Origin of the sequence: Actinomycetospora sp. (assembly GCF_036497585.1) — a bacterium.
Lineage (GTDB): Bacteria > Actinomycetota > Actinomycetes > Mycobacteriales > Pseudonocardiaceae > Actinomycetospora.
Map to the genome: position 1 here is coordinate 43,724 of NZ_DASXJD010000224.1, position 21,633 is coordinate 65,356.

Genomic DNA, 21,633 nt, shown 5'->3' on the forward strand with positions numbered 1-21,633 from the left:
CGCTCCCTCTCCGAGGAGGCGCCCACCGTGCTGTTCTCCACCAACCCGGGCCCGCAGGGGCTGTACGACCCGGCGTACGAGCACGACGCGTGCGGTGTCGGCGCCGTCGCGGACACGCAGGGCCGCCGCAGCCACGCAATCGTCGCCGACGCCCTCCAGGTCCTGCACAACCTCGACCACCGGGGGGCCGCCGGCAGCGAGCCCACCAGCGGCGACGGCGCGGGCATCCTGGTGCAGCTCCCCGACGGGCTGCTGCGCGCCACCGTCGACGTCGCCCTGCCCGAGCCCGGGCCCAGCGAGGACGGCGGCGCCCCGGTGCACCACTACGCCGCCGGCGTGGTGTTCCTGCCCGCGGACGACGACGGGTACGCGAAGGCGGTCTCGCTCCTCGAGCGCATCACCGCCGAGGAGGGCCTCGAGGTCCTGTGCTGGCGCGACGTGCCGACCGACCCCGAGGGCGCTGACGTCGGCTCCGTCGCCCGGTCGGCCATGCCCCGCTTCTCCCAGGTGCTGGTCGCGCACCCGGAGCGGACGCTGGGCGGCCTCGAGCTCGACCGCATCGCCTACCTGGTGCGCAAGCGGGCCGAGCGGGAGTCCGGCGAGCAGGGCTGCGGGCTCTACGTCGCCTCGCTGTCGAGCCGCACCATGACCTACAAGGGCATGCTGACCACCGACCAGCTGCCGCTGTTCTTCCCCGACCTGCGCGACGAGCGCCTCACCTCGGCCATCGCCGTCGTGCACAGCCGGTTCTCGACGAACACCTTCCCGAGCTGGCCGCTGGCGCACCCCTACCGCACGATGGCGCACAACGGCGAGATCAACACCATCCGCGGCAACCGCAACCGCATGCGGGCCCGCGAGGCGCTGCTCGGCACCGACCTCTTCCCCGGCGACCTCCAGCGCGCCATGCCGGTGTGCCCCGAGGAGGTCTCGGACTCCGCGAGCTTCGACGAGGTGCTCGAGCTGCTCTCGCTCGGCGGGCGCACCCTGCCGCACGCGGTGATGATGATGATGCCCGAGGCGTGGGAGAACCACGCCGAGATGCCCACCGACCAGCGCGAGTTCTACCAGTTCCACGCGAGCCTCATGGAGCCCTGGGACGGGCCGGCGGCGGTGGTGTTCACCGACGGCACCCTGCTGGGCGCCACTCTCGACCGCAACGGCCTGCGGCCCTGCCGCTGGTGGCACCTCGCCGACGACCGGGTCGTGCTGGCCAGCGAGTCCGGGGTGCTCGACGTCGAGCCCGAGCAGGTCGTGGCCAAGGGCCGCCTGCGGCCGGGACGGATGTTCCTCGTCGACACCCGTGCCGGGGCGCTCGTCGACGACGACGCCTACAAGTCCGAGCTGGCCGCCGAGCAGCCCTACGGCAAGTGGCTGCACGCGGGGCTGGTGCGCCTCGACGACCTGCCCGAGCGCGAGCACGTGGTGCACACCCACGAGTCGGTCGTGCGCCGCCAGCAGACCTTCGGCTACACCGAGGAGGAGATGCGCATCCTCCTCGCGCCGATGGCGACCACCGGTGCCGAGCCGCTGGGCTCGATGGGCACCGACACGCCGACCGCGGCGCTCTCCCGGCGCTCCCGGCTGCTCTACGACTACTTCGTCCAGCTGTTCGCGCAGGTCACCAACCCCCCGCTGGACTCGATCCGCGAGGCGCTGGTCACCTGCATGGAGCGCCCTATCGGCGCGGAGCAGAACCTGTTCCACCCCGGCCCGGCGTCGTGTCGCCAGGTCGTCCTGCCCAACCCGGTGATCGACAACGACGAGCTCGCGAAGCTCATCCACGTCAACGACGACGGCGACATGCCGGGCTTCGCGGCGGCGGTCCTCTCGGGGCTCTTCGAGGTCGACGGCGGCGAGCGCGCCCTCGCCGACGCCCTCGACCGGGTGCGGCGCGAGGCGAGCGAGGCGATCGCCGACGGGAAGCGCATCCTCGTGCTCTCCGACCGCGACTCCGACCCGCGGCACGCCCCGATCCCGGCGCTGCTGCTGGTCTCCGCGGTGCACCACCACCTGGTCGCCACCCGGGAGCGGACGCAGATCGCGCTCGTCGTCGAGTCCGGCGACGCCCGCGAGGTCCACCACATGGCGCTGCTGCTCTCGTTCGGGGCGGCCGCGATCAACCCCTACCTGGCGTTCGAGTCGATCGAGGACATGATCACCTCGGGGCAGCTCGAGCATCTCGAGGTCGAGCAGGCCATCGGCAACTACGTCCGGGCCGCGGTCAAGGGCGTGCTCAAGGTGATGTCCAAGATGGGCATCTCCACGGTGTCCGGGTGCACCGCGGCGCAGGTCTTCGAGGCCGTCGGGCTCTCCCAGGAGTTCGTCGACGAGTACTTCACCGGCACCGCCTCGAAGCTCGGGGGCGGCGGGCTCGACGTCGTCGCCGAGGAGGCGGCCATCCGGCACCGGACGGCCTACCCGCCCAACCCGAGCGAGCGGGCCCACCGCGGCCTCGACGTCGGCGGGGAGTACGCCTACCGGCGCGAGGGCGAGCAGCACCTGTTCACCCCCGAGACCGTCTTCCTGCTGCAGCACTCGACGCGGACGAAGCAGCGCGACGTCTTCCGCCGCTACACCGCCGAGTGCGACCGCATCGCCGCCGAGGGCGGGCAGCTGCGCGGGCTGCTGCGGTTCCGCTACGAGGACCGCACGCCGATCGACCTCGACGAGGTCGAGCCGGCGAGCGAGATCGTCAAGCGGTTCGCCACCGGCGCGATGAGCTACGGCTCGATCTCCGGCGAGGCCCACACCGACCTCGCGATCGCCATGAACAACATCGGCGGCAAGTCCAACACCGGCGAGGGCGGCGAGGACCCGGTCCGGCTCTACGACCCCTCGAAGCGCTCCGCGATCAAGCAGGTCGCCTCGGGCCGGTTCGGCGTGACCAGCGAGTACCTGGTCAACGCCGAGGACCTGCAGATCAAGATGGCGCAGGGCGCCAAGCCCGGCGAGGGCGGGCAGCTCGCTGGCAAGAAGGTCTACCCGTGGATCGCCGAGGTCCGGCACTCGACGCCCGGCGTCGGGCTGATCTCACCGCCGCCGCACCACGACATCTACTCCATCGAGGACCTCAAGCAGCTCATCCACGACCTCAAGAACGCCAACGACCGGGCCCGGATCCACGTCAAGCTGGTCAGCTCGGTCGGCGTCGGGACGGTGGCCGCGGGGGTCAGCAAGGCCCACGCCGACGTCGTGCTCATCTCCGGGTGGGACGGCGGCACCGGGGCGGCCCCGCTCACGAGCCTCAAGCACGCGGGCGCGCCGTGGGAGGTCGGGCTGGCCGACACCCAGCAGACCCTCATGCTCAACGGGCTGCGGGACCGCATCTCGGTGCAGGTCGACGGCGGCATGAAGACCGGCCGCGACGTCATCGTCGGGATGCTGCTCGGCGCCGAGGAGTACGGCTTCTCGACGGCGCCGCTGGTGGTCAACGGCTGCATCATGATGCGGGTCTGCCACCTCGACACGTGCCCGGTCGGGGTCGCCACCCAGAACCCCGAGCTGCGCAAGCGCTACACCGGCAAGCCCGAGTTCGTGGAGAACTTCTTCTGGTTCATCGCCGAGGAGGTCCGCGAGTACCTGGCCGAGCTCGGCTTCCGCACCGTCGACGAGGCGATCGGGCGCACCGAGCTCATCGACGCCGGGCAGGCGGCCGACAACTGGAAGGCCAAGGGCATCGATCTGGCCCCGCTGTTCACCGTGCCCGACGTGCCCGAGGGCGCCTCGACCGACCGCCGCCGGACGAGGTCGCAGGACCACGGGCTGGACAAGGCCCTGGACCGCACCCTCATCCAGCTCGCCGAGGGCGCGCTCGACGACGCGATGCCGGTGCGCCTCGAGATGCCGGTGCGCAACGTCAACCGCACCGTCGGGACGCTGCTCGGCTCCGAGGTGACCCGGCGCTACGGCAAGGAGGGGCTCGCCGACGACACCATCCACGTCGCGCTGACCGGCTCGGCCGGGCAGTCGTTCGGGGCGTTCCTCCCGCCCGGGGTCACCCTCGACCTCGTCGGCGACGCCAACGACTACCTCGCCAAGGGCCTCTCCGGCGGCCGCGTGATCGTGCGGCCGCCCGAGGAGGCCCCGTTCACCGGCACTGCCGACGAGCTGGGGCACGACGAGACGCACACCATCGCCGGCAACGTCATCGCCTACGGCGCCACGGGCGGCGAGGTGTTCCTGCGCGGCCAGGTGGGGGAGCGGTTCTGCGTGCGCAACTCCGGCGCGCTGGCCGTCGTCGAGGGCGTCGGCGACCACGCCTGCGAGTACATGACCGGCGGCCGCGTGGTGGTGCTCGGCGCGACCGGGCGCAACCTGGGCGCCGGGATGTCCGGCGGCATCGCGTTCGTCCACGACCTCCCCGAGATCCGGGTGAACACCGAGATGGTGGATCTGCTCGAGGTGGGAGACGAGGACAGCGAAGACGGAGTCTGGTTGCGCCATGTGATTGAACGCCACCTGGAGCACACCGGGTCCCCGAAGGCGGCCCGCCTGCTCGACGACTGGGACACCCAGGTCGGCCACTTCACCAAGGTCATGCCGACGGACTTCCAACGGGTCCTCGACGCGACCCAGCGCGCCCAGACCGAGGGACGTGACGTCAACGAGGTCATCATGGAGGTGGCGGGTGGCTGACCCCCGCGGGTTCCTCACCTACGAGCGCGAGGACAACCCCAAGCGCCCCATCGAGGTCCGTCGGACCGACTGGCACGAGATCTACGCGCCGGTCACCGACCCCGACGTCGAGGCGGAGACCCGCCGTCAGGCCGCGCGCTGCATGGACTGCGGCATCCCGTTCTGCCACTCCGGGTCCGCGGGCTGCCCGCTCGGCAACCTCATCCCGGAGTGGAACGACTTCGTGCGCCTCGGCGAGTGGGGGCGCGCCTCGGAGCGGCTGCACGCGACGAACAACTTCCCGGAGTTCACCGGCGCGCTCTGCCCCGCGCCGTGCCAGGAGGCGTGCGTCCTCTCGATCACCAGCCAGCCCGGGTCGGTGGCGATCAAGCGGGTCGAGTGGTCGATCGCCGAGATCGCCTGGCGTGACGGGCACGTGGCGCCGCAGCCGGCGACGGAGGCCTCCGGCAAGCGGGTCGCCGTCGTCGGGTCCGGGCCGGCCGGCCTCGCGGCCGCGCAGCAGCTGACGCGCGCGGGCCACGAGGTGACGGTCTACGAGCGCGACGACCGCCTGGGCGGGCTGATGCGCTACGGCATCCCCGAGTTCAAGTTCGAGAAGTGGGAGCTCGACCGCCGGCTGGAGCAGATGCGCGCGGAGGGCACCCGCTTCGTCGTGAACTGCGAGGTCGGCGGCGAGGGGGCGGCGGCGCTGCCCGTCGAGCGGCTGCGCGCCGAGTACGACGCGGTGGTGCTCGCGGTCGGCTCGCTGGCCGGGCGGGACGACCGGACGATCGAGGGACGCGACCTCGAGGGCATCCACCTGGCCATGGAGTACCTCACCCCCGCCAACCACGAGTGCGAGGGCGACGGCCCGTCACCGATCAACGCGCGCGGGAAGAACGTCGTCGTCATCGGCGGCGGGGACACCGGCGCGGACTGCTACGGCACCGCGACCCGGCAGGGCGCGATCGGGGTCCACCAGCTCGACCAGTACCCGGCGCCGCCGGTCATCCGCGACCCGGCGACGTCGCCCTGGCCGGCGTGGCCCTACGTCTTCCGGACGCCGCCGGCGCTGGAGGAGGGCGGCGAGCGGCTGTTCGCGACCGCGGTGCGCCGCTTCGTCGGCGACGAGCGCGGCCACGTCCGGTCGGTGGAGCTCGCGACGGTCGAGGTGCGCAAGGGCGCGGACGGCTCGCGCGAGGTCGTGCCCACCTCCGAGGAGGTCCACGAGGTCCCCGCCGACCTGGTGCTGTTCTCCATCGGGTTCACCGGGCCGGACGACATGGCCCTGATCCCCGGGCTGGGGATCGAGCGGACCAAGAAGAACACGATCGGCTGCGGGTCGGACTGGCAGACTGACGCGCCCGGCGTGTTCGTCTGCGGCGACGCCCACCGGGGCGCCTCGCTCATCGTCTGGGCGATCGCCGAGGGCCGCTCCGCCGCGGCCGCCGTCGACACCTACCTGTCGCCGGACGCCCGCACCGACCTGCCCGCGCCGGTGCACCCGGGGGCGCTGCCGCTGAGCTCCGCGGGGGCCTCGGCGTCCTGATCAGCGCCCGGCCCGATCAGCCCTGGACCTGGGCCTGGGTGATCTGGACCGGGAGCTTCGGCTTGCCGTCGCCGTCGCCGTTGGAGTTGTCGCTCCCGGCGGCGGCGACCTTGTCGAGCACCGCCAGGCCCGCGGTGCTGATCCGCCCCACCACCGTGTACTGCAGCGGCAGTGCGGAATCGGCATAGACGAGGAAGAACTGGCTGCCGGTGGTGTCCGGCTGCGAGGTCTTCGCCATCGCGACCAGCCCCCGGCTGTAGTCCGAGGCACCCTGCCCCTGCGGCGACGGGGCGAGGTTCGTCGGCGGCTCCTCGGCGTAGCGGAAGCCGGGTCCCCCGGACCCGGAGCCGGTGGGGTCGCCGCACTGCAGCACCTTGAGGCCCTCGCCGGTCGTGAGCCGGTGACAGGGGGTGCCGTTGTAGAAGCCCTGCTGCGCGAGCGAGGTCACCGCGTTCACCGCGCACGGCGCCTGGGCCCGGTCGAGCGTCAGCGGGATCGGGCCCTGGGAGGTCTGCAGGGTGACGTTCACCGTGCCTGTGCGGGCCGGGTTCGCGTCGGGGCTCTGCACCGGGCGGGAGGCCTGGCCGTCGGGGACGTACTGGCAGGCGCCCGACGCCGCGGCGGGCGCGGCCTCGGACGTCGACGGCCGCGTCGCGAGGTAGATCCCGACGGCGGCCGCGATCACGACGACGACGGCGACGACCGCGCCGATCGTGAGCCGCTGCCGACGACGACGGGCGCGCTCGGCCCGCCGCTCGATCTGCCGTTCCAGCTTGCGCTTGGCCGCCTTCCGGCGCTGCTCGTTCGTCGGCACGGCGGCATCCTAGGAAGTCAACCCGGGGTGAGTTCGGGCAGGTCGCGGGGCACGCGACGCGGCCCCGTCCGCGCCGGCGCCGACCACTAGGGTGGACCGGAGTCGTACCGAGGAGGACTGAGGACGTGCTGGTCGCCGGGTTCCCGGCCGGGAGTTTCCAGACCAACTGCTTCGTGGTCGCACCCGAGGAGGGCGGCCCGTGCGTCGTCGTCGACCCCGGGCAGGACGCCGAGGAGCCGCTGCGCAAGGTCCTGGCCCAGCGGAAGCTGACACCGGTCGCGGTGCTGCTGACCCACGGCCACCTCGACCACATGTGGTCGGTGACCCCGGTGTGCGACGGTGACGACATCCCCGCCTGGATCCACCCCGAGGACCGGTTCATGCTCGCCGATCCCCTCTCCGGCGTCGGCGCGATGGGCGCGCAGCTCGCCGCGATGTACCCGGGGCTGGAGTTCCGGGAGCCGAGGCAGGTCGAGACCCTCGCCGACGGCGCGACCCTCGAGCTCGCCGGGCTGAGCTTCACCGTCGACCACACCCCCGGCCACACCCGGGGGTCGGTCGTCTTCCGCAGCACCACCGACGACGGGGCGCCGTTCGTGCTCGCGGGGGACACCCTCTTCCAGGGCGGCATCGGGCGCACCGACCTCCCCGGCGGCTCGCTCGAGGAGATGATGACGAGCCTGCGCACCAAGCTCCTCTCGCTGCCCGACGAGACGGCGGTGCTCCCCGGCCACGGGCAGCCGACCACGGTCGGCGACGAGCGCCACACCAACCCGTTCCTGCAGGGCACGGCCACCGCGCCCGGCCGGAACCTGTAGAGGACGACGATGGCCGAGATCCCCAGTGGCGGCTTCACCGCCCCCAAGGGCATCCCCGAGTACGTCGGTCCCGAGTTCACCGCCGTGCGCGACACCCTCGTGCGCGAGGCCGACCGCGCCGGCTACGTCCACCTCGAGCTCCCGGTCTTCGAGGACACCGCGCTCTACGCCCGCGGGGTCGGCGAGTCGACCGACGTCGTCTCCAAGGAGATGTACACCTTCGCCGACCGCGGCGGCCGCACCGTCACCCTGCGGCCCGAGGGCACCGCGGGCGTCGTCCGCAGCGTCATCGAGCACGGCATGGATCGCGGCACGCTCCCGGTCAAGCTCCGCTACGCCGGGCCGTTCTTCCGCTACGAGCGCCCGCAGGCCGGCCGCTACCGCCAGCTGCAGCAGGTCGGCGTCGAGGCCATCGGGGTGGACGACCCGGCGCTCGACGCCGAGGTCCTCGCCGTCGCCGACGCCGGGTTCCGCGCCCTCGGCCTCACCGGCTACCGCCTCGAGATCACCAGCCTGGGCGACGCGACGACGCGGCCCGAGTACCGGGCGGCGCTGCAGGCGTTCCTCGAGAAGCTCGACCTCGACGAGGACACCCGCGAGCGCGCCCGGATCAACCCGCTGCGGGTGCTCGACGACAAGCGCCCCGAGGTCCGCGAGCAGCTCGCGGGCGCGCCGCTCATGGTCGACCACCTCTCGGACTCCGCGGCGGCGCACCACCGCAAGGTCCTCGGCTACCTCGACGACCTCGGCGTCGCCTACACCGAGAACCCGTGGATGGTCCGGGGCCTGGACTACTACACGAAGACGACGTTCGAGTTCGTCCACCCCGGGCTCGGCTCGCAGTCCGGGATCGGCGGCGGGGGCCGCTACGACGGCCTCATGGCCGAGCTCGGCGGGCCGGCACTGTCCGGGGTCGGCTTCGGGCTCGGGGTCGACCGCACCCTCATGGCGTGCCACGCCGAGGGCCTCGAGGTCGCGCCGGCGCGCCGCGTGGAGGTGTTCGGGGTGCCGCTGGGGGAGGCCGCGCGGGACCGGCTCGTCGGGATCGTCGGCGCCCTGCGCCGCGGCGGCATCCGCGCCGACCTCGCTTACGGCGGGCGCGGGCTCAAGGGCGCGATGAAGGCGGCCGACCGGTCGGGCGCGCGGTACGCGCTGGTGCTGGGCGAGCGCGACCTCGACGGCGGCGTGATCCAGCTGAAGGACCTCGCGGACGGTTCGCAGACCGAGGTGGCGCTCGACGGTGCCGTCGCGGCGGTGGACCGGGCCCTGGGAGCCTGAGCTACCGGCCCCGCGCGTAGGGCGAGGGCACCTGGATCGGCGTGGTGCGGTCGTCGGCCGGGGACGCCGCGGAGGTCACCCGCACCGGCACCCGCGACGGCGACCGGCCGTTCGACCGCTCGACCGCCTCGCGCGCCGCCCGCTCCGTGGCCGCCTGCAGCGTGCGGGCCATGACCCGCCGCGCGAGCAGCACGCACAGGTGGCAGAGCGCGACGTAGGCCAGGAACTTCACCACGTCCTCGGCGTGCCCCAGGAACGTCGCGAGCGGCGGGATGCGGTCCTCGAAGAAGTCCTCGGCCTCGTCGCCGACGAGCGACCCGCCGAGCAGCGCCAGCCCCGTCAGGAACGTCAGGCCCAGCCGCTCGCGGCGCAGCGGGCGGAACGCCCACGCGACCAGCGCGATCCCGATGACGGCGTAGACCGCGAGCCCGGCGGTCTCCGGGATGCCCATGCCCGGGAGCACGGCGTCGTGGACCATCATCATGTCGTCGAACCCCAGCCAGACGCACAGGATTGCCACCGCGAGCCCGGCGGTCTGCGCGGGTGACGTGGCGCCCTCGTCGGCGGTGAAGCGCGACCAGGCGCGGGACACCACGAGCGAGCCGATCGCGATCCCGGCGCACACCATGAGCGCGCTCGAGAACATGATCGTGAAGAGGCCGGAGTACTCGGAGTCCTCGGGGAAGCGGTCCTGCAGCACGATCGTCAGGTCGTGACCGGTGCCGCCGTAGACCGCGAGCGCGAGGCAGAGCAGCACCGCGGCCGGCAGCACCGAGCGCACGAGCATCCGGCCCGCCTCGGCCAGGTCGCTGCGCTCGGCCGGCACCGGACCCGCGGGGTGCGCGCCCCGTGGCGTCGGCGAGGGATCGGGCATCGCACGCCTCCGTTCGCGGTCGTGGGAGCAGGCCCCGTCAGCGCTGAACGGGGCAGGTCATCCGTGCAACGACGAAGTGAACGGGAGGGTGATGAGGACATCACGAACGGGCGACGACAGGTCGTGTCCGGACGGTTCTCCGCTCGCGGCGTGTCGGCGGACGGCGGGTCCCGCCCGGCGACCGCGGCCTCCTAGGATTCGCGCCGCGACCCGGCCGGACGAGCCGTCGGGCGTCGACCCGATCGGGAGACCATGAGCCGACCCGGGCCCAGCGGCCGCGCGGCACCCGTGGTCGCGACCGTCGCGGTCGTCGTCGCCGTGGTCATGGCGGGGTGCGCGGATCCCGCGCCACCCGCCCTCGGGCCGACCCTGCCGGCCGCGGCCGCCCTGCCCGCCGCGGCCACGACCACCACGACCCCGCCACCGACGACCCCGGCGCAGCCGCCACCCCGGCTGCGCGTCCTGCTCAGCGACGACGACGGGTACGACGCCGGCGGCATCCGCGCGGTGCGGGCGGCCCTGACCCGGGCCGGCCACGAGGTCGTCGAGGTCGCCCCGGAGGACAACCGCAGCGGGGCGGGCGCCGACACCAGCGGCGAGGACGACCTCCAGGGGACCGACGACCCGGGCGTGCGCACCGTGGCCGGCACGCCCGCCGACGCCGTCCTGGCGGGTCTGTCCGCGCTGCGCGCCGCCGGCACCCCGCCCGACCTCGTCGTCTCCGGGACCAACCTGGGCCGCAACACCGGGGGCGGGATCACCGAGTCGGGCACCGTCGGCGCGGCCGTGACCGCGGCGCACGCCGGGGTCCCCGCGATCGCGGTGTCCACCGACCGCGCCCGCGACGAGGCCGACTGCGGGCCGACCGCGGCCTTCGTCGCCCGCCTCGTCGGGACGCTGGCCACGACCAGGCCGCCGCTGCCGTCCGGCCTGGTGCTCAACGTCAACCACCCGAGGTCCCGGGCCTCGGGGATCGCGTGGCTGCCGACGGCGGCGATCCGCCTCGACGGCGACCGGATGCACCTCGACGGCGATTCCGACGGTTCCGACGGCGGGCTGGGTCGCGGCCGGGCCACGCTCGCGGAGCTGCACGTCGACGGGAGCACCCCGGCCCCGATCCGCGACCGGCTCGCCGGGCTCGCTCCCTGAGGGCAGGCTGACGGCATGGAGCCGAGCCAGATCCTCAGCGATCCGCTGCGCACGAAGGGCACGGCCTTCACCGACGCCGAACGCCGGGACCTGGGCCTGCTCGGGCTGCTGCCCCAGGCGGTCACCAGCCTCGACGTCCAGGTGCGGCGCTCGTGGCGCGAGGTCGACCGCATGGCGACCGACCTCGACCGCTACGTCTACCTGCGCTCGCTGCAGGACCGCAACGAGCGCCTCTTCTACGCGGTGCTCGCCGCGGACGTCCCCACCGCGCTCCCGCTCGTCTACACCCCGACGGTCGCCGAGGGCTGCCGGCGTTTCTCCGAGATCTGGCGGCGTCCGCGCGGGCTCTACCTGTCCTACCCGGACCGCGCCGACCTGCGCCAGATGCTGCGCAACCGCCCCCAGGAGGAGGTCGACGTCATCGTCGTCACCGACGGGCAGCGCATCCTCGGCATCGGCGACCAGGGCGTCGGCGGGATGGGCATCCCGGTCGGCAAGCTCTCGCTCTACACCCTCATCGGCGGGATCGACCCGGCGCGCACGCTGCCGGTCCTGCTCGACGTCGGCACCGACAACGCCGACCTGCTCGACGACGACTTCTACCTCGGCTGGCGCCACCGCCGCATCGACGACGACGACTACTTCGACTTCGTCGAGGACTTCGTCGCGGCGGTGCAGGCCGAGCTGCCGGACGTGCTGCTCCAATGGGAGGACTTCGCCACGCCGCACGCCGCCCCGATCCTCGCCCGCTACCGCGACCGGCTGCTGACCTTCAACGACGACATCCAGGGCACCGCCGCGGTCGCCCTCGGCGCGCTCCAGGGGGCCACCGCCGTGGCCGGGACGCGGCTGCGCGACCAGCAGGTCGTCATGCTCGGCGCCGGCTCGGCCGGGATCGGGGTCATGGAGATGGTCCGCCAGGAGATGGTCGACGAGGGCGCGCCCGACGACGAGGCCCGCGCGCACTGCTGGGTGGTGGACGTCCGGGGACTGCTCACGAGCGACCGCGACGACCTCGCCGAGGACCAGCGGGCGTTCGCGCACGACCCGGCGGACGTCGCCGGCTGGGGCGTCGAGGGGTTGCCGGGCCTCGCCGACGTCGTCTCCCACCTCGACGTCGGGGTGCTGCTCGGGCTGTCCACCGCGCAGGGCGCGTTCACCGAGGAGATCGTGCGCACGATGGCCGCGAAGGTCGACCGGCCGATCGTCTTCCCGCTGTCCAACCCGACGTCCAACGCCGAGGCCCGCCCCGCCGACATCGACGAGTGGACCGACGGCCGGGCCCTCATCGCGACCGGGTCGCCGTTCGCGCCGCTGCACCGGGAGGAGGGCGCGGACATCCCCGTCGCGCAGTGCAACAACGTCTACGTCTTCCCGGCCGTCGGGCTCGCCGTGACCGCCGCGCGGGCCACCCGCGTCACCGACGCGATGATGCGCGCCGCCGCCCGCGCCCTCGGCGACGCCTCGCCGGCCCTGGGCGACCCCCGCGCGCCGCTGCTGCCGCCGTGGGCCGACGTCCGCGACGTCGCCGACGACATCGCGGTGGCCGTCGCGGTGCAGGCCGTGGCCGACGGCGTCGCCCCGCAGGTCACCGAGGACGAGCTGCGCTCGGCCGCCCAGAGCACCCGCTGGGAACCGGGGTACTGACGAGCCCGCCGCCGTGACCTCGCCGTCACCCACGGCCGGGCGGTCCACGTCAGGCTGGCGCTCATGAGCTGGACGGCGACCGTCGGCGGGCACTCCCACCGCTTCACCGACCTGCGAGACGTGCTCGCCAAGGCCTCGCCCCCGCGCTCCGGCGACGTCCTCGCCGGCTGCGCCGCGGGCTCCGCCGCGGAGCGGGTGGCGGCGCGGACGGTGCTGGCCGACCTGCCGCTGGCGCACTTCCTCGACGAGGCCGTCGTCGGCTACGAGGACGACGACGTCACCCGGCTGATCATGGACACCCACGACACCGAGGCGTTCGCGCCGGCGCGGTCGCTGACCGTCGGCGGGTTCCGGGACTGGCTGCTCTCCTGGGAGGCCGACACCGCGGCGCTCTCGGCGCTCGCCCCGGGCCTGACCCCGGAGATGGTCGCGGCGGTCTCGAAGCTGTGCCGGGTCGCCGACCTCGTCGCGATCGCCGCCAAGACCCGCGTCGTGACCGGCTTCCGGACCACCCTCGGGCTGCCCGGACGGCTCGCCACCCGCCTGCAGCCCAACCACCCCACCGACGACCCCGTGGGCATCACCGCGAGCCTCGTCGACGGGCTGCTGCACGGGGCCGGGGACGCCGTGGTCGGGATCAACCCCGCGACCGACCGGCCGTCGACGGTCCGCGCGCTGCTGGAGCTGGTGGACGACGCGCGGCAGCGCATCGACGCCCCGGTCCAGTCCTGCGTGCTCACCCACGTCACGACGACGCTGGAGCTGCTCGAGCAGGGCGCCCCGGTCGACCTGGTGTTCCAGTCGGTCGCCGGCACCCAGGCCGCCAACCGCGGCTTCGGGGTCACGCTCGACCAGCTCCGCGACGCCCGGGAGGCGGCGCTGGCGCTTCACCGGGGCACCGTCGGGAACCAGGTCACGTACTTCGAGACCGGGCAGGGGTCGGCGCTCTCCGCGGACGCCCACCACGGGGTCGGTGGACCGGTGGACCAGCAGACCCTCGAGGCGCGCGCCCACGCGGTGTGCCGCGCGTTCGACCCGCTGCTGGTCAACACCGTCGTCGGCTTCATCGGCCCGGAGTACCTCTACGACGGCAAGCAGATCCTCCGCGCGGGCCTGGAGGACCACTTCTGCGGGAAGCTGCTCGGCGTCCCGATGGGTGTCGACGTCTGCTACACCAACCACGCCGAGGCCGACGCCGACGACATGGACACGCTGCTGACGATGCTCGCGGCTGCCGGCTGCTCGTTCGTCATCTGTGTGCCGGGCGGCGACGACGTCATGCTCGCCTACCAGTCGCTGTCGTTCACCGACGTCCTCGGCGTGCGCGCGGTCCTCGGACTACGGCCGGCGCCGGAGTTCGAGGCGTGGCTCGCGTCGGTCGGGCTGCTCGACGACGCCGGGCGGGTGCCGGTCCTCGACCCGGCCGCGCTGCCGGCGCTGACGAGCGGGCTGGGCGCGTGAGCACCCGCGACGCCTGGCGCGTGCTGCGCGAGGCGACCCAGGCCCGCGTCGGGCTCGGCCGCGCCGGCGACGCGCTGCCCACCGCGGAGATCCTGCGCCTCGACGCCGCCCACGCCCTCGCCCGGGACGCTGTCCACTCGCCGTTGGATGTCGACACCCTCACGGCCGACCTCCGCGAGGCGAGCGGGCTCGACGTCGTGCGCGTCGCCAGCGAGGCGGCCGACCGCACCGAGTACCTGCAGCGTCCCGACCTCGGGCGACGGCTCGCCGACGGCGACGCGCTGCACCCCGACGAGTGGGACCTCGCCGTCGTCGTCGCCGACGGCCTGTCTGCGCGTGCGGTGCAGTCCCACGCCGCGGGGGCGCTCGCCGCGCTGCTGCCGCGTCTGGAGGGCTGGTCGGTCGCGCCGCCCGTCGTCGCGACGCAGGCGCGGGTCGCGCTCGGCGACGACGTCGGGTCCCGGCTGGGGGCCGCGATGGTGCTGGTGCTCATCGGGGAGCGCCCGGGGATGTCGGCCCCGGACTCGCTGGGCGCCTACCTCACGTGGGGCCCGCGCCGGGGTCGCGCGGACTCGGAGCGCAACTGCGTCTCGAACATCCGCCCGCCGCACGGCCTGTCCTACGCGCGGGCGGCGGAGGTGCTGGCCGCGCTGCTGACCGAGTCGCGCCGCCGGCAGCTGTCCGGGGTCGAGCTCAAGGACACCGGGGACGCGCTGCCGCCCGCGTGAGGCTCAGCCCTCCACGGCGCGGCGCGTGCGGCCCTGCGGGAGCCGGTCGACGAGCCGTCCGAGGCGCTCCGTGGTGCCCTGCAGCGGCGCGAGGGCGTGGGCGAGGACCTTGATCTGCCCGTCGAGCTCCTCGATCCGCCCGGCGACGGTGCGCAGGTCGGGCGTGACCTTGGTCAGCTCGGCGGCGGCGACCGACAGCTGCCTGTCAAGGCTCTCCAGCCGCGGCGGCATGTCCGGGAACGTGGTGTCGGCGTGGCGGGCGAGCACCTCGACGTGCTCGATCGCCCCGGTGAGCTTCTCGACCTCGGGCACCGCCTCCGCGAGCGCCTCGATCAGCGGGACCGCCTCGGCGATGGCCTGCGCGGTCGGGACGGCGCCGGCGATCGTCCTGACGTCGGAGGTGGCGGCGGCGATGCGATCGAGGTCGTCGACGGCGGAGGCGAGCCGGCCGAGCGACTCGACGGCGCCGGTGAGCTCGCGGATGTCGCCGGCGGCGCCGCCGAGCTGTTGCAGGGCGGGGACGGCGGCGGTGAGGGCGCGGATGTCCTCCGCGGCGCCGCCGAGCTGCTGCAGGGCCGGCACGGCCTCGGCGAGCGCGTGGAGGTCCGGGGCCGCGGCGGCGAGCGCGTCCAGGGAGCGCTGCAGGTCCTGCGCGAGCGGCAGGAGCGACTCCAGCACGACCGCGACACGGGGGACGGCCCGCAGCGCGTCGACCACCAGCGGGCTGAGCTCTACCGTCGCCGTATGCGCCGCCGAGGCCAGACCCCGCACGATCTGCGGGCCGCGCAGGGTGAGCTCGACGGCGGTGCGGGCGGACGCCGCGGCGAGCGCGTAGACCGTGTCGAGCACGCCCGACGGCGCGGACGGCGTGGACGACGACCCGGGCGACGACACCGGTGCCGGCGACCCCGGCGTCGACGACTCTGTCATGACGGCCTCATGGCTGCGGAGCACCTCGCTCTGACCTGGCGGGGACGTGGGAGCCGACCCTAGAGGGTCACCCGCCACCCCGCCCCGGTGACGCGGCCGTGATCACCGGCCGGGCGAGGCGAGCCGGCCGCCGAGCTCGAGCAGCGAGTCCGGGGCGTTCTTCGCGAGCTTCATGAACGCCTCGCCGGCACGGGCCCGGGCGAGCGAGCCGTGACCGAAGCGCCGGGACAGGCCGCCGTGGTCGCCGGGCAGCTGGTGGTGCTGCGGTCCCGAGGCACCCTCCGCGGCGAGCGCCCGCCCGATGACCATCCGCTGGATCTCGCTGGTGCCCTCGAAGATCGTGTAGAGCTTCGCGTCGCGGTACCACTTCTCCACCGGCAGGTCGCTCACGTAGCCCCAGCCGCCGCAGACCTGCACGGCCTGCTCCGCGGCCCGCACCGCCACCTCGGAGGCCTTGAGCTTCGACATCGAGCCCTCGGCGAGGTGGAAGGGCACGCCGTTGGCGGCCATCCAGGAGGCGCGCCAGCACAGCAGGCGGGCGGCGTCGATGTCGGCGGCGACGTCGGCCAGCGGGAACGCCACGCCCTGGTTCTCGATGATCGGACCGCCGAAGGCCTCGCGGCGGGACGCGTAGTCGCACGCGTACTCGAAGGACGCACGCGCGACGCCGAGCGCCATCGCGGCCACCATCGGCCGGGTCTGCTCGAAGGTCCCCAGCGCCGCCGAGCTGCCCTCGCCCCGACGGGCCTTGTCCAGCTTGTGCTCGAGCTTGTCGTCGCCGCCGAGCAGGTGGTCGCCCGGGATGCGGCAGTCGGTGAACGAGAGCTCGGCGGTGTGCGAGGCCCGGTGGCCGAGCTTGTCGAGCCGCCGGACCTGCTCCATGCCCGGGGTGTCCTTGGGCACGACGAACATCGCCTGCCCCTTGGTGCCGAGCTCGGGGTCGACGACGCCGTTGACCACGGTGACGTCGGCGATGCCGCCGTTGCCGATCCAGATTTTGGTGCCGTCGAGCACCCAGTCGTCGCCGTCACGGCGGGCGCGGGTCTGCAGGTTGGCGACGTCCGACCCGCCCTGCGGTTCGGAGACCGCCAGCGCGGCGAGCTTGATGTTCCCCGGCTCGCCGAACATCTCCGGCGCCCACTTCGCGATCTGCTCGGGCGTGCCGGCCTGGTTGAGCGCGGAGAGCGCGAGGGCGGGCAGCACCGTCGTCAGCCCGATGCCCGCACACCCCCAGAAGATCTCCTCGAGGAAGAGCGGGAGCGAGAGCCCGGTGGGGTCCGCGATGAGGTCGGCGTAGAAGAGCGCGTTGTAGAAGCCCTCGCGGGCCGCCGCGTCGACGATCTCCCAGGGGCACTCCTGGAGCTGGTCGTACTTCGGGGCCGCCGGGCGGATGACGTCCCGCGCGAAGGCGTGCGCCCGCCGGACGAGCTCGTGGTGGGCGGGCGTCAGTTCCAGGGTGAAGCTGCTCATCGTCCCTGCCTCCAGCTGATCGATCCGGGAGGCATTTACCGCGTACCGACGGTACCGAAACCTGCGGTACCGGAGTTGCTCTCGATGGGAACACGTGTTCGAATGAGGGCATGCGATGGGCCGGGCAGCAGGTGACCGACGACGGGGCGCTCCCCGGGATGCCCGCGCTCAAGGGTCTCGTCCGCAGCGTGCAGACGCCCGAGTTCGCCGGGGTGACCTTCCACGAGGTGCGGGCCCGCTCGGTGCTCAACCGGGTGCCGGGCGCCTCGCCGATGCCGTTCTCCTGGACGGTCAACCCCTACCGGGGCTGCTCGCACGCCTGCACCTACTGCCTCGTCGGGTCCACGCCCGTGCTGCGCGCCGACGGGGGCACGTCGCTGATGGCGCAGCTGCGGGTGGGCGACGCGGTGGTCGGCAGCGTCGTCGAGGACGCTCTGCGCCGGCTCGTGCGCACCACCGTCACCGCCCACTGGTCGCGCACCGTGCCGGTGGTGCGGGTGCGCCTCGCCGACGGCACCGCCGTGGACGCCGGGCCGGAGCACCGGGTCCTGACGACGGCGGGCTGGCGCCACGTGGTGCGCGAGGGCTGCGCCGGGGACGACGGGGTGTGGCTCGTCCCCGGGGACGTCCTGGTCGGTGCGGAGACGTTGCCGGCCCCGGGGCTTGCAGGCGTGCGGGACGTGCTCGCGGACGCCCGAGGTGCGGACCGCACCGTCGTCGCCGTGGACCCGGCGGGGGAGGAGACGGTGTACGACCTCACCACCGGCACCGGCGACTACGTGGCCGCCGGGGTCCTGCACCACAACTGCTTCGCCCGCAACACCCACACCTACCTCGACCTCGACGCCGGGGAGGACTTCGACCGCCAGGTGGTCGTCAAGCTCAACGCCCCCGAGGTGCTCGCCCGCGAGCTGCGCTCGTCGCGGTGGACCCGCGAGCACGTCGCGATGGGCACCAACACCGACCCCTACCAGCGCGCCGAGGGCCGCTACCGGCTGATGCCGGGGATCGTGCGGGCGCTGCGGGAGTCCGGCACGCCGTTCTCGATCCTCACCAAGGGCACGCTGCTCGCCCGCGACCTCCCGGAGATCGTCGCCGCCGGCGGGGACGTCCCGGTCGGCGTCGGGGTCTCGCTCGCCCTGCTCGACCCGGAGCTGCACCGGTCGGTGGAGCCGGGCACCCCGACGCCGCGGGCCCGGCTCGACCTCGTGCGCCGGATCGCCGACGCGGGGCTGCCCGTGGGGGTGTTCGTCGCACCCGTGCTGCCCGGTCTCACCGACTCCGACGAGGCGCTCGACGCGCTGCTCGGCGAGATCGCGGCGGCGGGCGCGGCCGGGGTGTCGGTGCTCGCTCTGCACCTGCGGCCCGGGACCCGTGAGTGGTTCCACGGCTGGCTCTCCCGCGAGCACCCCGAGCTGCTCGAGCGCTATGCCGGGCTCTACCGCCGCGGGGCGTACGTGGCGAAGTCCTACCGGGACGACCTCGCGGCGCGGGTGGCGCCGTTGCTGCGCCGGCACGGTCTCGACGGCGGGGGCCACCACATGGGCGGGCGGGCCGGCGGACGGTCGACGGCGCCCACGGAGGACGTGCCCGAGCCCTGGCCGGAGGGCGCGCTGCCCCGGCTGCCCGAGCCCGTGGTCACCGAGGCGAGCGGGGAGCAGCTCTCCCTGCTGTGACGTCGGTGCACCGGGTTGCTTCCCGCGCGCGCCGGATGCTCCGACGAACGCACCACCTTCCGATCCGGCGCCGCCGCCGGAAACCGGCAAGCCGATCCCGCCCCGAGGCCTCCAACCAGACACCCCCGACGAGCCGCAACGTGGGCGGCCACCTCCATCGTCGAGCGGCTGGGGACCCGGTCGTGCGCGGTCGATAGCCTGGGGAGCGGAGAACCATCCCCTCCCCAGGACCAGGAGATTCACCCCCGATGATGCGCACGCACCCCGCCGGCACGCTGCGCGCCGAGCACGTCGGCGCCACCGTCACCCTCGCCGGGTGGGTGGCCCGCCGTCGGGATCACGGCGGCGTGGTGTTCATCGACCTCCGCGACGCGTCCGGAGTGGTCCAGGTGGTGTTCCGCTCCGGGGACGTCGCCGAGGCCAGCCACCGGCTGCGCTCGGAGTACTGCGTGCAGGTCACCGGCACCGTCGAACGGCGCCCCACGGGCAGCGAGAACACCGAGCTCGCCACCGGGGCGGTCGAGGTGAACGCCACCGCGCTGACGGTGCTCTCGGAGTCGGCGCCGCTGCCGTTCTCCCTCGACGAGCACTCCGGGGAGAACATCGCGGGCGAGGACGTCCGGCTGCGCTACCGCTATCTCGACCTGCGCCGCGAGGGCCCGGCCCGGGCGATCCGCCTGCGCAGCGACGCCAACAAGATCGCGCGCGACGTCCTGCACGACCGCGGGTTCCTCGAGATCGAGACCCCGACGCTGACCCGGTCCACCCCGGAGGGCGCCCGCGACTTCCTCGTCCCGGCCCGCCTGCGCCCGGGCAGCTGGTACGCGCTGCCGCAGTCGCCGCAGCTGTTCAAGCAGCTGCTCATGGTCTCCGGGATGGAGCGCTACTTCCAGATCGCGCGGTGCTACCGCGACGAGGACTTCCGCGCCGACCGCCAGCCCGAGTTCACCCAGCTCGACATCGAGGCGAGCTTCGTCGACCAGGACGACGTCATCGCCCTCGGCGAGGCGGTGATCACCCAGCTGTGGGCGCAGCTCGCCGGGTACGAGATCGCCACCCCGATCCCGCGGATGACCTACGCCGACGCCATGGCGCGCTACGGCTCCGACAAGCCGGACCTGCGCTACGGGATCGAGCTCACCGAGCTCACCGGCTACTTCGCCGAGACGCCGTTCCGGGTCTTCCGGGCGCCCTACGTCGGCGCGATCGTCATGCCCGGCGGCGCCTCGCAGGCGCGCCGGACGTTCGACGGCTGGCAGGAGTGGGCCAAGCAGCGCGGGGCGCGCGGGCTGGCCTACGTGCTCGTCGGTGAGGACGGGCAGGTCGGCATGGGCGGCCCCGTCGCGAAGAACCTCTCCGACGCCGAGCGCGAGGGCCTCGCGAAGGCGGTCGGGGCGAACCCCGGCGACTGCGTCTTCTTCGCCGCCGGGCCGCGCAGCGAGGCGCGCGCCCTGCTCGGCGCCGCCCGCGGCGAGATCGCGCGCCGGCTCGACCTCATCGAGCCCGGCACCTGGTCGTTCGTGTGGATCGTCGACGCCCCGTTGTTCGAGGCCGCTGACGAGGCGACGGCGGCCGGAGACGTCGCGGTGGGCTCGGGTCAGTGGACCGCGGTCCACCACGCCTTCACCTCGCCCACCCCGGAGTGGGTCGACCGGTTCGAGGAGGACCCGGGGAACGCGCTGGCCTACGCCTACGACCTGGTCTGCAACGGCAACGAGATCGGCGGCGGGTCCATCCGTATCCATCGCCAGGACGTCCAGGAGCGGGTGTTCGCGCTCATGGGGCTCTCGCCGGAGGAGCAGCGCGAGAAGTTCGGCTTCCTGCTCGACGCCTTCTCCTACGGCCCGCCCCCGCACGGCGGGATCGCCTTCGGATGGGACCGGATCTGCGCGCTGCTCGCCGGGTCGGACTCGATCCGCGACGTCATCGCGTTCCCGAAGACCGGCGGCGGCTACGACCCGCTCACCTCCGCGCCCGCCCCGATCACGGCCCTGCAGCGCAAGGAGGCGGGGGTCGACAGTCTGCCTGCGAAGCCTGCGGAGCCGGGAGCAGGAGGAAAGCCGGTCCCCGCGAATCCCGTCAAGCCGCAGGAGCGTCCGGTGGACGACCCCGGCGACACGGACGGCGCGGGCGGCTCCGGCCCGGCCTGACCCCGTGATCCGCGTCCGGACGCTCTGCCCGTCGTAGCGCACCCGCGACGTCGTCGCCACCCTGCACGACGAACCGGGGGCGACCCACGTCGTGGTCATGCGCGGCGCCGCGGTCGAGCCGACGGGCGACCTCGTCGAGGCGGACGTGGCGCGCGAGGCGGTCGACAATGTGGTCGACGCGCTGCGGGGCCTCGGGCTCGGTGACGACGGCGGGGGGTGCTGGTCGGCGTCTTCATCTCGGTGACGACGGTGCCCGCCGCCGGCTTCGCCGCGGTGGCGGCGGTGCTCGGGGCGTGGCCGCAGGCCCTCGGGTCGCTGGTCCAGCTGGCGGTGAACGTCATCGGGATCGTCGTCGCGGGGCTGGTGGTGCTGCTCGTCGCGGGGCTGCGGGGAAGGGGTCCGGCGGCCGGTCCGGGGCCGCGACGGTCGCACGCTGGGTGATCGCGTGCAATCACACCGTGGTCGTCAGGAC

Annotated in this window: 16 protein-coding genes; 12 read left to right on the forward strand and 4 right to left on the reverse strand. The window is 74.0% G+C overall.

Annotated features, from left to right (window positions below):
- The first annotated feature begins 27 nt into the window (after positions 1-27).
- Both gltB and VGH76_RS23360 read left to right on the forward strand, forming a co-directional pair.
- Positions 28-4,638 carry a glutamate synthase large subunit gene (gltB, locus tag VGH76_RS23355; RefSeq protein ID WP_331559131.1) on the forward strand — a complete coding sequence of 1,537 codons (4,611 nt, stop codon included), beginning with the start codon at positions 28-30 and terminating at the stop codon, positions 4,636-4,638.
- The gene (locus VGH76_RS23360; RefSeq protein WP_331559132.1) at positions 4,631-6,166 is read left to right on the forward strand and encodes a glutamate synthase subunit beta; all 1,536 of its coding nucleotides are present in this window, start codon (positions 4,631-4,633) and stop codon (positions 6,164-6,166) included. The genes gltB and VGH76_RS23360 overlap by 8 nt, the downstream gene beginning before the upstream one ends.
- Before the next feature lie 16 nt (positions 6,167-6,182).
- Here VGH76_RS23360 and VGH76_RS23365 read toward each other — a convergent pair whose 3' ends face one another.
- Positions 6,183-6,980, reverse strand: a complete 798-nt coding sequence (locus VGH76_RS23365) for a peptidylprolyl isomerase (protein WP_331559133.1) — start codon at positions 6,978-6,980, stop codon at positions 6,183-6,185.
- A 125-nt stretch (positions 6,981-7,105) separates the two neighbouring features.
- On the opposite strand from VGH76_RS23365, the gene VGH76_RS23370 reads away from it, so the two are divergent.
- Together VGH76_RS23370 and hisS are read left to right on the forward strand one after the other, a co-directional pair.
- Entirely contained in the window at positions 7,106-7,798 is a 693-nt protein-coding gene (locus VGH76_RS23370) for an MBL fold metallo-hydrolase (protein ID WP_331559134.1), read from the forward strand.
- A gap of 9 nt (positions 7,799-7,807) precedes the next feature.
- Positions 7,808-9,076 (forward strand): histidine--tRNA ligase, encoded by a 1,269-nt coding sequence (hisS, locus tag VGH76_RS23375; protein WP_331559136.1) that lies wholly within the window; start codon positions 7,808-7,810, stop codon positions 9,074-9,076.
- A gap of 1 nt (position 9,077) precedes the next feature.
- On the opposite strand, the gene VGH76_RS23380 is transcribed toward hisS, so the two are convergent.
- The gene (locus tag VGH76_RS23380; protein WP_331559137.1) at positions 9,078-9,950 is read right to left on the reverse strand and encodes a hypothetical protein; all 873 of its coding nucleotides are present in this window, start codon (positions 9,948-9,950) and stop codon (positions 9,078-9,080) included.
- A 252-nt stretch (positions 9,951-10,202) separates the two neighbouring features.
- On the opposite strand from VGH76_RS23380, the gene surE reads away from it, so the two are divergent.
- The 4 genes from surE to eutC all read left to right on the forward strand — a co-directional run bounded on the left by surE (position 10,203) and on the right by eutC (position 14,935).
- Positions 10,203-11,099, forward strand: coding sequence for a 5'/3'-nucleotidase SurE (gene surE, locus VGH76_RS23385; RefSeq protein WP_331559139.1), 897 nt, complete (start codon positions 10,203-10,205; stop codon positions 11,097-11,099).
- Between the two features lie 15 nt (positions 11,100-11,114).
- The gene (locus tag VGH76_RS23390; protein WP_331559140.1) at positions 11,115-12,746 is read left to right on the forward strand and encodes an NAD-dependent malic enzyme; all 1,632 of its coding nucleotides are present in this window, start codon (positions 11,115-11,117) and stop codon (positions 12,744-12,746) included.
- A 63-nt stretch (positions 12,747-12,809) separates the two neighbouring features.
- The gene (locus VGH76_RS23395) at positions 12,810-14,207 is read left to right on the forward strand and encodes an ethanolamine ammonia-lyase subunit EutB (protein ID WP_331559141.1); all 1,398 of its coding nucleotides are present in this window, start codon (positions 12,810-12,812) and stop codon (positions 14,205-14,207) included.
- Positions 14,204-14,935 carry an ethanolamine ammonia-lyase subunit EutC gene (gene eutC, locus VGH76_RS23400; protein ID WP_331559142.1) on the forward strand — a complete coding sequence of 244 codons (732 nt, stop codon included), beginning with the start codon at positions 14,204-14,206 and terminating at the stop codon, positions 14,933-14,935. The genes VGH76_RS23395 and eutC overlap by 4 nt, the downstream gene beginning before the upstream one ends.
- A gap of 3 nt (positions 14,936-14,938) precedes the next feature.
- Here eutC and VGH76_RS23405 read toward each other — a convergent pair whose 3' ends face one another.
- Together VGH76_RS23405 and VGH76_RS23410 are read right to left on the reverse strand one after the other, a co-directional pair.
- Positions 14,939-15,865, reverse strand: a complete 927-nt coding sequence (locus VGH76_RS23405; RefSeq protein WP_331559143.1) for a hypothetical protein — start codon at positions 15,863-15,865, stop codon at positions 14,939-14,941.
- Positions 15,866-15,967: 102 nt separating this feature from the next.
- Complete coding sequence (locus tag VGH76_RS23410; protein ID WP_331559144.1) at positions 15,968-17,335, reverse strand: acyl-CoA dehydrogenase family protein; 1,368 nt, start codon at positions 17,333-17,335, stop codon at positions 15,968-15,970.
- Between the two features lie 110 nt (positions 17,336-17,445).
- Between VGH76_RS23410 and VGH76_RS23415 the strand changes: the two genes are divergently transcribed.
- The 4 genes from VGH76_RS23415 (at position 17,446) to VGH76_RS23430 (ending at position 21,602) form a co-directional block, all read left to right on the forward strand.
- Positions 17,446-19,011 (forward strand): Rv2578c family radical SAM protein, encoded by a 1,566-nt coding sequence (locus VGH76_RS23415; protein WP_331559145.1) that lies wholly within the window; start codon positions 17,446-17,448, stop codon positions 19,009-19,011.
- A 248-nt stretch (positions 19,012-19,259) separates the two neighbouring features.
- Positions 19,260-21,161: an aspartate--tRNA ligase gene (aspS, locus tag VGH76_RS23420; protein ID WP_331559147.1), complete on the forward strand. Its 1,902-nt coding sequence runs from the start codon at positions 19,260-19,262 to the stop codon at positions 21,159-21,161.
- Positions 21,162-21,258: 97 nt separating this feature from the next.
- The gene (locus VGH76_RS23425; RefSeq protein WP_331559148.1) at positions 21,259-21,405 is read left to right on the forward strand and encodes a hypothetical protein; all 147 of its coding nucleotides are present in this window, start codon (positions 21,259-21,261) and stop codon (positions 21,403-21,405) included.
- Entirely contained in the window at positions 21,378-21,602 is a 225-nt protein-coding gene (locus VGH76_RS23430; protein WP_331559150.1) for a DUF389 domain-containing protein, read from the forward strand. The genes VGH76_RS23425 and VGH76_RS23430 overlap by 28 nt, the downstream gene beginning before the upstream one ends.
- Positions 21,603-21,633: the final 31 nt, after the last annotated feature.